Annotated in this window: 14 protein-coding genes; 7 read left to right on the forward strand and 7 right to left on the reverse strand. The window is 59.1% G+C overall.

Translation table 11 applies throughout. From position 1 onward, the window contains the following. Nucleotides 1–169: 169 nt before the first annotated feature. A complete protein-coding gene (locus WBQ77_RS11275; RefSeq protein ID WP_424060303.1) occupies nt 170–757 on the forward strand; it encodes an integrase core domain-containing protein in 588 nt (195 codons plus the stop codon). 112 nt (nt 758–869) lie between these two features. Here the strand turns inward: WBQ77_RS11275 and amrS are convergent, their stop codons facing one another. Beyond that, nucleotides 870–1,946 (reverse strand): AmmeMemoRadiSam system radical SAM enzyme, encoded by a 1,077-nt coding sequence (gene amrS / locus WBQ77_RS11280; protein ID WP_424060305.1) that lies wholly within the window; start codon nt 1,944–1,946, stop codon nt 870–872. A gap of 57 nt (nt 1,947–2,003) precedes the next feature. On the opposite strand from amrS, the gene amrB reads away from it, so the two are divergent. Both amrB and WBQ77_RS11290 read left to right on the forward strand, forming a co-directional pair. After that, nucleotides 2,004–2,825, forward strand: coding sequence for an AmmeMemoRadiSam system protein B (amrB, locus tag WBQ77_RS11285; RefSeq protein WP_424042710.1), 822 nt, complete (start codon nt 2,004–2,006; stop codon nt 2,823–2,825). 72 nt (nt 2,826–2,897) lie between these two features. Beyond that, entirely contained in the window at nt 2,898–3,875 is a 978-nt protein-coding gene (locus tag WBQ77_RS11290; protein ID WP_424042709.1) for a ribose-phosphate diphosphokinase, read from the forward strand. Here the strand turns inward: WBQ77_RS11290 and WBQ77_RS11295 are convergent. Next, the gene (locus WBQ77_RS11295) at nt 3,847–4,785 is read right to left on the reverse strand and encodes a hypothetical protein (RefSeq protein ID WP_424060307.1); all 939 of its coding nucleotides are present in this window, start codon (nt 4,783–4,785) and stop codon (nt 3,847–3,849) included. The two genes, WBQ77_RS11290 and WBQ77_RS11295, sit on opposite strands and share 29 nt — an antisense overlap. Nucleotides 4,786–4,915: 130 nt before the next feature. Between WBQ77_RS11295 and WBQ77_RS11300 the strand changes: the two genes are divergently transcribed. Together WBQ77_RS11300 and WBQ77_RS11305 are read left to right on the forward strand one after the other, a co-directional pair. Continuing rightward, nucleotides 4,916–5,677 carry a dienelactone hydrolase family protein gene (locus WBQ77_RS11300; RefSeq protein ID WP_424060309.1) on the forward strand — a complete coding sequence of 254 codons (762 nt, stop codon included), beginning with the start codon at nt 4,916–4,918 and terminating at the stop codon, nt 5,675–5,677. A 38-nt stretch (nt 5,678–5,715) separates the two neighbouring features. After that, nucleotides 5,716–6,357 carry a phosphoribosyltransferase gene (locus WBQ77_RS11305; protein WP_424060311.1) on the forward strand — a complete coding sequence of 214 codons (642 nt, stop codon included), beginning with the start codon at nt 5,716–5,718 and terminating at the stop codon, nt 6,355–6,357. A gap of 47 nt (nt 6,358–6,404) precedes the next feature. Here WBQ77_RS11305 and WBQ77_RS11310 read toward each other — a convergent pair whose 3' ends face one another. Together WBQ77_RS11310 and WBQ77_RS11315 are read right to left on the reverse strand one after the other, a co-directional pair. Next, nucleotides 6,405–6,890, reverse strand: a complete 486-nt coding sequence (locus WBQ77_RS11310) for a PAS domain-containing protein (protein WP_424042705.1) — start codon at nt 6,888–6,890, stop codon at nt 6,405–6,407. Between the two features lie 240 nt (nt 6,891–7,130). Then, on the reverse strand, nt 7,131–7,826 hold the full coding sequence (locus WBQ77_RS11315; protein ID WP_424060313.1) for an IS6 family transposase: 696 nt from the start codon (nt 7,824–7,826) through the stop codon (nt 7,131–7,133). Nucleotides 7,827–7,936: 110 nt separating this feature from the next. Here WBQ77_RS11315 and pgm point away from each other — a divergent pair, with 110 nt between their 5' ends. Then, nucleotides 7,937–9,589 (forward strand): phosphoglucomutase (alpha-D-glucose-1,6-bisphosphate-dependent), encoded by a 1,653-nt coding sequence (gene pgm / locus WBQ77_RS11320; RefSeq protein ID WP_424041380.1) that lies wholly within the window; start codon nt 7,937–7,939, stop codon nt 9,587–9,589. Between the two features lie 118 nt (nt 9,590–9,707). Here pgm and WBQ77_RS11325 read toward each other — a convergent pair whose 3' ends face one another. The 3 genes from WBQ77_RS11325 to WBQ77_RS11335 form a co-directional block, all read right to left on the reverse strand. Beyond that, nucleotides 9,708–10,352 carry an IS6 family transposase gene (locus tag WBQ77_RS11325; protein ID WP_424060316.1) on the reverse strand — a complete coding sequence of 215 codons (645 nt, stop codon included), beginning with the start codon at nt 10,350–10,352 and terminating at the stop codon, nt 9,708–9,710. 102 nt (nt 10,353–10,454) lie between these two features. Continuing rightward, the gene (locus tag WBQ77_RS11330; protein WP_424044025.1) at nt 10,455–10,931 is read right to left on the reverse strand and encodes a YbhB/YbcL family Raf kinase inhibitor-like protein; all 477 of its coding nucleotides are present in this window, start codon (nt 10,929–10,931) and stop codon (nt 10,455–10,457) included. 227 nt (nt 10,932–11,158) lie between these two features. Next, a complete protein-coding gene (locus tag WBQ77_RS11335; protein ID WP_424060318.1) occupies nt 11,159–11,572 on the reverse strand; it encodes a BLUF domain-containing protein in 414 nt (137 codons plus the stop codon). A gap of 242 nt (nt 11,573–11,814) precedes the next feature. Between WBQ77_RS11335 and WBQ77_RS11340 the strand changes: the two genes are divergently transcribed. After that, the gene (locus WBQ77_RS11340; RefSeq protein WP_424060320.1) at nt 11,815–12,360 is read left to right on the forward strand and encodes a hypothetical protein; all 546 of its coding nucleotides are present in this window, start codon (nt 11,815–11,817) and stop codon (nt 12,358–12,360) included. The last annotated feature ends 2 nt before the right edge of the window (nt 12,361–12,362 follow it).

The raw sequence follows: 12,362 nt of genomic DNA on the forward strand, positions 1-12,362 counted from the left end.
CAGAGCAAAATTCTAAATACTTGGAGCGGCCATCGAACCGCTCAGATCGACCCGGAAAAATGCAGGAAAATCAATGGCCGCGAAATCCGGTTCTGACGTTTTGGCAAAGTAAACGAATTTGCTCTGACAATGCCGGTTTGAGGTCGCGCAGTCGAGCGCGGCCAAGTACATGGTCAAGCGACGCGAACCGCCAAGCCAGGGATGGCGCACCTTTGTGCGCAACCATGAACCTGACATCGCGGCCATGGACTTGTTCGTTGTCCCGACCATTGGCTTCGATCTGCTCTATGCCCTCGTCATCATTCGGCTGGACCGCAGAGATCTCGTCTGGATCAACGTCACAGCAAACCCGACGGCAGAATGGATTGCACGTCAAATAACGGAAGCATTTCCTTGGGACGATGCCCCGGAATATCTCATTCGCGATCGGGATCGGATCTACGGCACCATCACAAAACGCCGATTGGGCGCCATGGGCATCCGGGATAAGCCCACTGCACCAGCCTCGCCTTGGCAGAACGGCTTTGCCGAACGGCTGATCGGATCCATTCGGCGCGAGTGTGTCGATCATTTCGTCGTTTTGGGCGAGGCGCATCTACGCCGAATCCTGCGAGCCTATGCCCGCTATTACAACGACGTCAGAACGCACTGGTCACTGGATAAAGATACGCCGGTCTCTCGCCCCGTTCACCGCACCGGAATCATTAGTTCACACGCGATCCTTGGCGGACTTCATCACCACTGCGTCCGGGTTTAGGTTTTCGGTACACACAATGGCGCAAGGGCGGCTTCCGACCCAATGCGGGCATTCCATAGGCGTCAGATTCCCCGTTGCACGGGCGTATTGCCGCCGCCCGGAGAGTTCATCATTATACTGCCGCAAATACGAGCGGGGTACGGCGTGGCCCCCAACTGTCCGGGTCTGGCTCGAACGCGCCGGGACAGATCTCGCCGCAGGAGGTGCAATGGCCGCTGGCATCGAGCCCCCACGACGTGATTGTGTAACCGTCGCGGCCGATCAGGCATGCGCCGCAGGCATAGCAATAGGTGCTCTGCCCCGCCTCATCTCGGATGTTGCCGGTGTACACGTAGCGGAGACCAGCCGAGGCCGCGATGTCGCGAGCCCGCTTGAGGGTCGCTGCCGGCGTTGCAGAGATATCACGCATCCTCCAATCGGGGTGAAACGCGGTGAAGTGAAGTGGGACGTCCTGCCCGAGCTTCTCCGTCACCCATTCGCTCAATGCGCCAATCTCGCGAGAAGAGTCATTTTCTCCCGGAATGAGCAGCGTGGTGATCTCAAGCCAGGTGTCGGTTTCATGCTTAACGAAGAGAAGCGTATCCAGCACGCTTTCGAGGGAGGCGGTGCAGAGCTTGCGATAGAAGTCTTCCGTGAATCCCTTCAAATCAATATTGGCAGCATCCATGGCACCGAAAAATTCGGGCCGTGCGCCTTCACCGATATAGCCGGCCGTGACGGCGACCGTCTCTACGCCCACGTCCTGGCAAGCCGCCGCGACATCCACCGCATATTCGAGAAAGATGACCGGGTCATTGTAAGTGAAAGCAACCGATTTGGCGCCGCTATCAAGTGCAGCCTGCGCGATGGCCTCGGGCGATGCCTGCTGCTGGAGCCGGTCATTGGCCCGCGCCTTGGAGATGTCCCAGTTCTGGCAGAACTTGCAGGTTAGATTGCAGCCGGCAGTGCCGAAGGAAAGTACGGCGCTGCCCGGGAAAAAGTGGTTGAGCGGCTTCTTCTCGATCGGGTCGAGGCAGAAACCTGAGGACCGGCCGTAGGTCGTGAGTACAATTGCGTCGTTCTCACGCGCCCGCACGAAGCAGAGGCCCCTCTGGCCCTCATGTAGCTTGCATTCACGGGGGCAGAGGTCACATTGCACGCGGCCATCGGCGAGTCCGTGCCAGTAGCGGCCCGGAACAGAAGCACCCATATTAATGTTCTCCATGTTATGGAGATGGGTAACTTCTGAGCGGAGTCAACGCCCCCCATGATCGCGCTTGAACCATCGTTGAGCACCAGAAGGCCGGCGGTAGCGGGAAGCTTCTACCCGCGCGGGGCACGCGAACTCGCGGATACGGTCGAGGGTCTCCTGTCCCAGGCCCCAAAGCGCGGAGAGTCCGGCCTTATAGGTATCGTCGCCCCTCACGCTGGCTACATGTTTTCAGGTCCCGTAGCGGCCAGCGCCTTCGCAGAGCTCGCCTTCCCGAAGGACGCTTACCAGCGTGTATTGTTGATCGGCCCGGCGCATTACGTGCCCGTACCTGGGATTGCCGCCCCCTCGGCTCGAAGCTTCGCAACGCCCTTGGGCGAGATCGCGATCGACACACACAAGATCGCCGCGCTTCTCGAAGCCGGCCTCATCAACATTGATGATTACGCCCATGCGCCGGAGCACGCCCTCGAGGTTGAACTGCCTTTCCTGCAACAGGCGCTCGGCCGCTTTACGCTGATCCCGTTGCTCGTGGGTGATGCGTCTCCGGAAGAGGTCGCTGCAATAATATGCATTGTGTTGGACGAGCGGACGCTTCTCGTGGTCAGCACCGACCTATCCCACTATCTCGACTATGTCTCCGCCCAGGCACGTGACCTAGCAAGCGCTGAGGTGATAGAGCGGTTGGACTACTTGCGACTTGGCCCTGATGACGCCTGTGGCTTCGCAGCTCTGAATGGTGCACTTTGCGCCGCACGCCAACGGGGCTGGCAGATCAATCGCCTCGATCTGCGCAATTCAGGTGACATAGGCGGCGATCGGGACCGCGTGGTTGGCTACGGCGCTTGGGCCTTTTCCGCTTCAACGCCGAGATCATGACGGCCTTCTCCGGCGCGGGCGTTGATCTTTCGTAAGGGCATAAGGACTAGTCTGTCTGCGCAGGTTGTACTCATGGATATCTTTGCACTTAACGCTACTCAGGAGTTTGGCCGCAAGGTCGCAGTCGCGCTTGGCGTGGAGCTTGCTGCCCATGAGGAGCGAGAGTTCGAAGATGGCGAGCACAAGGCTCGCCCTCTCGCCAGCGTACGCGGACACAATGTTTACGTCATCCAGAGCCTCCACTCCGGGCCCGAGGGCAGCGTCAATGACAGGCTGTGCCGTTTGCTGTTTTTTATAAGCGCTCTGAAAGAAAACGGGGCGAGTCGTGTAACTGCCGTCGTTCCCTATCTGGCTTATTCGCGGAAGGACCGGCAGACCAAATCACGCGACCCCGTTACGACCCGTTACATAGCGCGTTTGTTCGAGGCCGCCGGCGTCGACCTCATCATGACGCTCGAGGCGCACAACATCGTGGCCTATCAAAACGCCTTCCGCTGTCAGACCATTCATCTGGATCCGCGGCGGCTCTTCGCGAGGGGGGCGGTCAGGCTCGTGGGTGATGCGCCTGTGGTCGTTGTTTCGCCCGATCCCGGCGGTGTAAAACGTGCTCAACTTTTTCGCGAAACCCTGGAGGTGACATTGGAGCAGCCCGTGGGCAGCGCCTTCTTGGAGAAGAGACGCAGTGCAGGCGCGGTGACTGGCGAGCTCGTAGCAGGGGAGGTAGAAGGGGCCACCGTTCTCGTGATCGACGACCTCATCTCAACGGGCGGCACGCTCGCGCGCGCCGCCAAAGCCTGTCGAGAATACGGCGCCGAAAAGGTAATCGCCTTCGCCGCTCACGGACTCTTTGTCGGGGATGCCAGCGATGTAATCCGCCAGTCGGGTCTGGCCCAAACCTTAATCACAGATACTGTGCCGCCATTCCGACTCGCTCCAGACCTTATAGGTCAGAAGGTGCGCATCCTCTCAGCGGCGACGTTGTTCGCCGACGCGATCCGTTGCTGTGAGGGCGAGGGTTCGATTACGGAACTGCTCGAAGGGCCGGAGTGAGCACACGCGATTGCGCCAGCCGGATATATTGTCGGGCTAGCGGGACCCATTTCTCTGGCGTGCGCGGATACGGGTCAAGAAGATGGGCAAGCGCTAGTCGGGCGCGGAGACATGCGCGGTAGGTCCAGTAAAAGTCCAAAAGGGCAGCGGCAGGGCGGTCGCCCAGGGCTTCAGCACAGCCATGGAAGATGCGCTCGCCAACCCAATTGGCATCGATCATTGCGCATTCGAGTGCCAAATAGCTCAACTCATCGAAGGGGTCGACGAGGCGAAGGAGATAGCTGAATTCGAGGCAATCGATAATTATAGGGGGATCTAGGAGGCAGATATGCTCAGGCCTTAAGTCGCCATGGCCCTCCACGATATGCCCGCGTTTTACGCGTTCTTCGAGACCGGCTGCCCCGTCCTCAAGTCCCTTCCGTACTCGGACGAGCGCGTCATTGACCTCGGCGCCGTCGAGGTCGAAACGCGGGTCGGAGAGCATAGCTTCATTGATGGCATGCTCGCGCGCGAACCGCTGCACATAAGCTTCAGGCGATATCTCGGCGGGTGGGCAGGTCTTGAAGAATTTGGTCAACAAGTGCACTACGGCGTCGATTTGATCGGTTGGACCGCGCTCGATCTTTTTCTTGAGGATCGCTTGATCGAGCATGAGATTTTCGGGTAGACGCCTCATTTCGACAAGCCAATCGACGACTTCACCTCGTCCCGCAACCGCGAGGCGACCCTTGGTGTCAATCGTCAGTGGGATCACGCCGAGATAGACATCCGGGGCAAGTCGCCGATTGAGACGCACCTCCTCGCGGCAATTCTTTTCGCGGGCTTCTATGCTTCTGAAGTCGAGGAAAGGGTAGTGGACCGGTTTCTTGAGCTTGTACACGCGATCGCCGGCTACGAAGACCCACGACATGTGCGTCTCTTTGACCACAACGGCCGGCGGGCGGTGAGCATAGGCATCGCACGAACTCAGGAATCGCACCTTATCTTTGGTGGGAATAATCAAAGCCGACCCTCATCAATTGGAGCTTCTAACAGCCTCTTTGCCTCAATTGCCGGTGCATATGTTGACCTTTGTCAAAGTTGCCGAACCTTACAAGGTCACAGTCATTCTTCGAATGCCTAAAAAGGGAGGGCAGCCAATGAGCCAAAGTCAGGTTTCCAGGGGCATTCCACATAATGTCACCATCGGGCCGAAGCAGCTGAAGGGCATCCTCACGATTCCCGAGCCGGTCATCGGCATTGTCATGTTCGCCCATGGTAGCGGCAGTAGCCGCCTTAGCCCGCGCAACACGTATGTGGCAGAAAAGCTCCAGGACCGCGCCATAGCGACACTACTGTTTGATCTCCTGACCGAGGAAGAAGCCAGCGATCGTCGCAATGTTTTTCACATTCCCTTGCTTGCCACCCGTCTCGAGGAAGCGCTGGTTTGGACGCGTGAGGATCCCAACACGGCAGCATTGTCTGTGGGCCTGTTTGGTGCCAGCACGGGGTCGGCCGCCGCGCTAGTGACCGCTGCTCAAAACCCTCGCGAGATTGCGGCGATTGTTTCGCGTGGTGGCCGTCCGGACATGGCCGGTGCAGCACTTGCGCAAATCCAAGCGCCCACCTTGCTAATCGTGGGCGGCTCAGACATAGGCGTGTTGGAACTTAACGAGGATGCGTACGCGGAATTGAATTGCACAAAGCATCTGCATATCGTTCCAGGCGCGACACACCTATTCGAGGAGCCCGGTACGCTTGATGAGGTCGTCGAGGCGGCCGGCGCTTGGTTCACGCAGCATTTGCAGGCGGAAGAGAAGTGAGAGCATACGGCACCTTTGCAAATCGTGAGTCGGCGGGCTTGGATCTCGCCAAGGAAGTCGCCGCCAAGTCGCTTTCCGATCCCGTCGTTCTGGCTTTACCGCGGGGTGGCGTCCCCGTCGCAGCTGAGATCGCCAAAGAGCTGAAGGCGCCACTGGATCTCGTCATGGTGCGCAAGATCGGTGTGCCTTGGCAGCCTGAACTTGCCGCTGCCGCCGTCATCGACGGCAAGGATCCCCAGATCGTGGTCAATGAAGAGGTCTGCGGTCTTGCCAATGTGAGCCGAACCTATATTGAGGAGGCGGCAAAGAGGGAGTTTGAAGAGATCGCGCGCCGCAGGAAGCTCTACTTGAAAGATCATCCACATTGCGAGATCCAGGGACACTCGGTCATCGTGGTCGATGACGGCATTGCCACGGGCACGACCGTGCGGGCTGTGCTTAAAGCTCTGCGGCGCAAGAAGCCAAAATCCATCCTGCTCGCCGTGCCCGTCGCGCCTATAGAGGCAGTCGAGGCGCTACGGGGCGAGGTCGACGATATTGTTTGCTTGTCAACGCCGGCGCCCTTCTACGGCATTGGGCTGCATTACGCCGATTTCCACCAAGTCCCGGACGAAGAGGTCATTAAGACTCTCGAGCAGGCGCGGGCGGTGATGGAGGCGGAGAAGCCCGAGAAGCCGTAGGACGTCGAGCAGCTGGATAAGCCAAAATAGCCTACCACAATTTCCGATCAATCCGCGCCCTGAGGTCTGCGCGAGACGAAGCCGCCAAAGACTGCCTCTACGTTGCCGCCTCCCTCGCCGAGAGGCGCGACGAGAAACTCGCCGTCTTGATGGGGCGAGACAAAGCTGGCCGAAACCAGCTCGCCGGTCTGCTCCACCCATTCAAACAGCCGTCTGAGCCGGACGGCCGCATGGTGGTCTGCCAAGCTCGACAAGGTGGCGTCCTCAGTCGGTGCACCTAAATCCGTCCTCGCGGCGTCGCCAGCAAAGCGCAAGCGCCAATCGTCGTCGCTGCGCTCGAAGATGAACAGGTGCGGCGCATGCGGTCCGAGCTGCGCAGGTTCGAGGTCGGTCACCGTGGGCCACAGCCGGTCGCCGCGTTTGACCTGCCAATGATCGAGCGCCAGCTCAAGCGAATGCTCGTGGGCCCCTGCGGCGTCAAATCTAGAGAAGAGCTGCTTGAGCCGCTCCGGCAACAAAGCAAGGGTGGTCATTCAATCCTCCTCATCTCACTAGGGGCTGAATCAGAGATCAATCTTTGATTCGGGTCAATCGATGTCGGGGGCTCTGAGCTCTCGCCTCAATGCGACCTAGCCATCAACGTGCTGTCCTCAAGGACGACATGTGTGCCGAAGAGAGCACGTTCGCGGTCCAAGGTTGACTGCAGCCATGCCATGCCGGGGCATTATTAGACAAATCTAACCGGGCCTGCGAAGGGTGCTGATCTGAAGCGTTCAGGCTGCAAGCTGACGCCAGTCGGCCAGGGCGGCAGCGCGGTTCTGCTTGAAGATGTCGCGGCGGTTGAGGTGGCGGTCGAGGTTGAAGTGGTTGTGGATTGATACGTGGGTGGCGGCGAATTTCTGTAGGGTCCTTGCGGCCCTGAATCTCTGCATCGCTCGTTCTCGTCGTCGGAACGGCTGGTGAGAATTCTCAGGCCGATTTTTGAGCCAACGACCGCACTCCTGGTTGGCGACATTACCGATTACTTTCATTGCCGCACCGTAGGAGCGAAGCCGGTCAGTCATGATCGAACCGGGCCGCCCATAGCGTTTCATCATCCTCTTGAGAAACTTCAGTGCAGCCTTGCGATCCCGGCGCTTCGTAGCAAAGACCTCAAGCACCTCACCTTCGTGATCGACCGCACGCCACAGATAATGCGTCTCGCCATTGATCCGCACGAAGACTTCGTCCAAGTGCCAACGCCAGTGCGAATACGATCGAGTCTGAATGCGATGTTTTCTGATCTCCTTGGCGAACATCAGACCGAAACGGTTCCACCAGAACCGAACCGTCTCGTGACAGATGTCGATGCCCCGCGCGAACAAAATATCCTCGACCTGCCGCAGCGACAGCGGATAGCGGATATACATCATCACCACGAGGCGGATCACCTCGGGCGAGCTGTTGAAATAGCGGAAAGGATTGCGCATCGCCGGAAGCTAAGGAACCTCGCCAGGAGGCTCAAGCCAATTTACTTTGACAATGCCCGACGGCGGCGACCATCGTGTCCAGGTCGTGCTTTGATGAAGGTCTGGATCACATGGCGGAACGCATAAGCCCTCTCGCCGGCAAGCCGGTTCCGGTGTTGTCGCTGGTCAACGTGGCCCGGTTGGCGACGGCCTATTTCGCCCTGACGCCCGACCCGTCGATCGCCGCCCAGCGCGTCGCCTTCGGCACGTCCGGTCATCGCGGCTCGGCCTTCGCGGCTTCGTTCAACGAGGCGCACATCCTGGCGATCGCACAGGCAGTCTGTCTGCACCGCCGCCGGGCGGGCGTGGATGGACCGCTGTTCCTGGGCATGGACACCCACGCCCTGTCCGAGCCGGCCTTCGCGAGCGCGGTCGAGGTGCTGGCCGCCAATGGCGTGGAGACGATGATCGACGCGCAGGGCGGGTACACGCCGACGCCGGTGATCTCGCACGCCATCCTGGCCTATAATCGCGGCCGCAAGACGGGCCTGGCGGACGGGATCGTCATCAGCCCTTCCCACAACCCGCCCGACGAGGGCGGCTTCAAGTACAATCCCGCCAACGGCGGCCCGGCGGACGTCGACGTCACCGGTTGGATCGAGAAGGCCGCCAACGCCTTCCTGGCCAATAAGCTCAAAGGCGTAGCGCGCATTCCCTACAAACGCGCGCGCAGGGCGGCCTGTGTGCATGAGCACGACTACATCACGCCCTATGTCGCCGATCTCGCCAACGTCGTCGATCTGGACGCGATCCGCGCGGCGGGCGTGCGCATCGGGATTGATCCCCTGGGGGGCGCGGCGGTCCATTATTGGCAGCCGATCATCGACCGCTACGGGATCGCCGCGACGGTCGTCAACGACGCCGTCGACCCGACCTTCCGCTTCATGACCGTCGACTGGGACGGAAGGGTCCGGATGGACTGCTCTTCGCCCGATGCGATGGCGCGGCTAATCGCCATGGGCGACACGTTCGACGTCGCCTTCGCCAACGACACCGACGCGGACCGGCACGGGATCGTCTGCCCGTCCACCGGCCTGATGAAGCCCAACGCCTATCTCGCGGCCGCGATCGCCTATCTTTACGCCAACCGTCCAGGCTGGCGCGGCGACAGTGCTGTCGGCAAGACGGTGGTCTCCAGCGGCATGATCGACCGGGTGGCTGCGAAACTGGGGCGAAGGCTCGTCGAGACGCCGGTCGGGTTCAAATGGTTCAGCAGCGGGCTGATGGATGGTTCGCTGGGCTTCGGCGGCGAGGAGAGCGCGGGCGCTTCGTTCCTGCGGCGCGACGGCTCGGTGTGGACGACGGACAAGGACGGACTGATCCTGGGCCTGCTCGCCGCCGAGATCACCGCGCGAACCGGCGATGATCCGAACAAGATCTACGAGTCCGCCACGGCCGACCTCGGCAAGTCCTTCTATCAGCGGATCGACGCGCCGGCCGCGCCCGAGCAGAGGAAGCTCCTGGGCGAGCTGATCCCCGAGCAGTTCGAGGCGAGGACATTGGGCGGGGAGCCAATCGACGCGAAACTGACCCGCGCCCCCGGCAACGGTCAGCCGATCGGCGGAATCAAGGTGGTCGCCAGGAACGGATGGTTCGCCGCGCGCCCGTCAGGCACCGAGGACGTCTATAAAATCTATGCGGAAAGCTTCGAGAGCGAAGATCACTTGAAGAAGATTCAACGTGAAGCACAAACCGCCATAGACCGCCTGCTCGACATTTCGTGAGCTAGGCGCCTGCCTGTGTGTACCGAAAACCTCATCCGCATTGATTAGCTGAAGGCATTGTCAGACAAACCTAGGCGGGGCTGCGAAGGGTGCTGGTCTGAGGCGTTCAGGTTGCAAGCTAACGCCACTCGGCCAGGGCGGCAGAACGGTTCTGTTTGAAGATGTCGCTGCTGTTGAGGTGGCGGTCGTGGTTGAAGTGGTTGTGGATCGAGGCATGGGCAGCGGCGAACTTTTGGAGAGTTTTCATGTCCCTGAACTTCGCCATCGCTCGTTCTCGTCGTTGAAACGGCTGGTGGGAATTCTCAGCCCGATTGTTGAGCCACCGACCGCACTCCTGACCGGCAGCATTGCCGGTTACTTTCATCGCCGATCGGTACGACCTAAACCGGTCTGTTGCGATTGATCGGGGTGGGCCGTAATGCTTCATCGTGCGCTTCAGGAATTTCAGCGCAGCCCCGCGATCCCGGCGCTTCGTCACAAAGACCTCAAGCACCTCGCCTTCGTGGTCGACCGCACGCCAAAGATAATGCGTCTCTCCGTTGATTCGCACGAATACCTCGTCCGGGTGCCAACGCCAGCGTGAATACGATCGACGATGAGTGCGTCGTTTTCTGATCTCGTTAGCGAGCATCAGACCGAACCGGTTCCACCAGTACCGTATTGTCTCGTGGTAGATGTCGATGCCCCGCTCGAGCAGAATATCGTCGACGTGTCGCAGCGACAGCGGATAACGAACATACATCATCACCGTGAGGCGGATCACCTCGGGCGAACTGTTGAACTAACAGAAGGGATTGAGCATCGCCGGAGGCTAGGGAATGCCGCCCCCAGCTCAAGCCGATTTGCTCTGACAATGCCTCCTCGACTACTGGTCGCCCTTTTGATAGGTGCCGATTAGTTCTGCACTGGCGAGCACATAGTCTTTCATTGCAACCTCAATTGCGGGTTTGGTCGCCCTCGTTAGATCGAGCGTCGTATCGAGCGCGTAAAGCTTGTGGAAATAGCGATGTCGGCCGATCGGCGGGCAAGGCCCGCCATAACCCGTCTTCTTGAAGTCATTCACTCCGAGCGCGGTGCCTTGCGGCAGTCCTGCCTTGCTCACGTTCTCGGGCAAGCTCTTCGTATCGGGTGGTATATTGTAGACGACCCAGTGTACCCACACGAGTTTCGGCGCTTTCGGATCCGGCGCATCGGGATCATCAATAATCAGGACAAGGCTTTTCGTGCCTTCGGGCACGCCGTCCCACGCAAGTGGTGGTGAGATATCATCACCTTCGCACGTGTACTTTGTTGGGATTTGGTCGCCTTGCTTGAAGTCTGGCGACGTTAAGGTCATGGCCATGGCGGTGTTTCCCAGTATGTTTAGCCAGACGAGGCTTGGTAGCAGAATGCCCGCGAGAGTAAAGACCTGACGTAAGCCGAACGAAGCAGGAGCCAGGCATTGTCAGAGCAAGCTGGGGCTTGAGCCTCCTCGCCAGGAGGCTCAAGCCAATTTACTCTGACAATGCCGACCGGAGCTATTAGTTCACACGCGATTCTTGGCGGACTTCATCACCACTACGTCAGGATTTAGGTTTTCGGTACACACAGGTGCTCCCTTGCCAGCCTCTCGAATATTCCAAGTATTTCGCGCCCTGAGGCTTTGCATATAGCGCCCTTTGCCACTTCTTCTCGTGTCCACATCCAGCTTTGAGCCGGATCGTGACGCATGGACCACTCTGGGAACAGGCGCTTGTCGATATCCCTGCAAAGGAGTTTCACAACATCGGCATGACGTTCGTCGCGAGCAATCCGCTCGAATGTAGAGGTCACGACATCACGCGGACCCTCAAGCATCTGAACAAACAGGTCTCCGCGACAGATGAGAGCGCCAGTAATTCCGTTTCGTGCGTTGTTTTCGCGTGCCTGCAGCAGAATTCCGGTCAAGGTTAGATCATCGTAACCGAACGGTCTGGACGAATAAACGAGCTGAACCTCGCGCAATGATAGCTTCCCCTACAAGGGCCTTTGCAGGCCGACTGTTAAGTGACTTGACCTACTTATATGAGTGAGATCATAGCAAATTAATTCGCGACTTCACGCCGTTCCCACCGACCTGGCAGGTCGAACAGATATCGGGTAGTTTTTGAGGTGTTGGATGTCAATGGCCAAGCCCTTGCGTATATCTTTGCCCGAGAGACTAAAGCCGAAGCCGAGCCGCGCGGCTCGAGTTGAGAACACCCACCATGGCCAAACGGCAGAGCCTTAAAGGCAGAGTTACCGCAAAAATCAAGTGGGTCACGGTCAATGACCGTATGCAGAAACGATATCGGTATCAGTTGACTGCGCCCATGGGGCGGATCTTCGATCCGGAGTTCAAGCCTGAACTGACGCCCAAGGAGATGCTCGAGCTCGGAGTATTCTGCGGCAAATATATGACCGACTGCCGCAAGGAGTTTCCCGCGAGTTGGTTCAAGAAGGCAAAACTGTCGGCAAAGGGTAGCGACTGCTCACTCAATTATTTCGGCGTTGACGCCAGCCGACCACTGTCCGAATGGCGCAAGAAAGGCTGGATCCATCAGGATGATCCGCGTGGATGGTTCCAGTGGTACTGCCGCTACTACATGGGCCGCAGACTGCCTGAGGAGGACCAACGTCAGATCAAGCGCTGGAAAGCCTTCCGACGACACATCAATCAGATCAAGTTGAACTGTGAGCCGGGTGATCCGTTTTGCCGCCCAAGACAGCGACAGGCGCTGCTGCACTGGGCTTATGACAGTCGGAAGATATAAAT

Origin of the sequence: Methyloceanibacter sp., assembly GCF_049590335.1 — a bacterium.
GTDB lineage: Bacteria > Pseudomonadota > Alphaproteobacteria > Rhizobiales > Methyloligellaceae > Methyloceanibacter.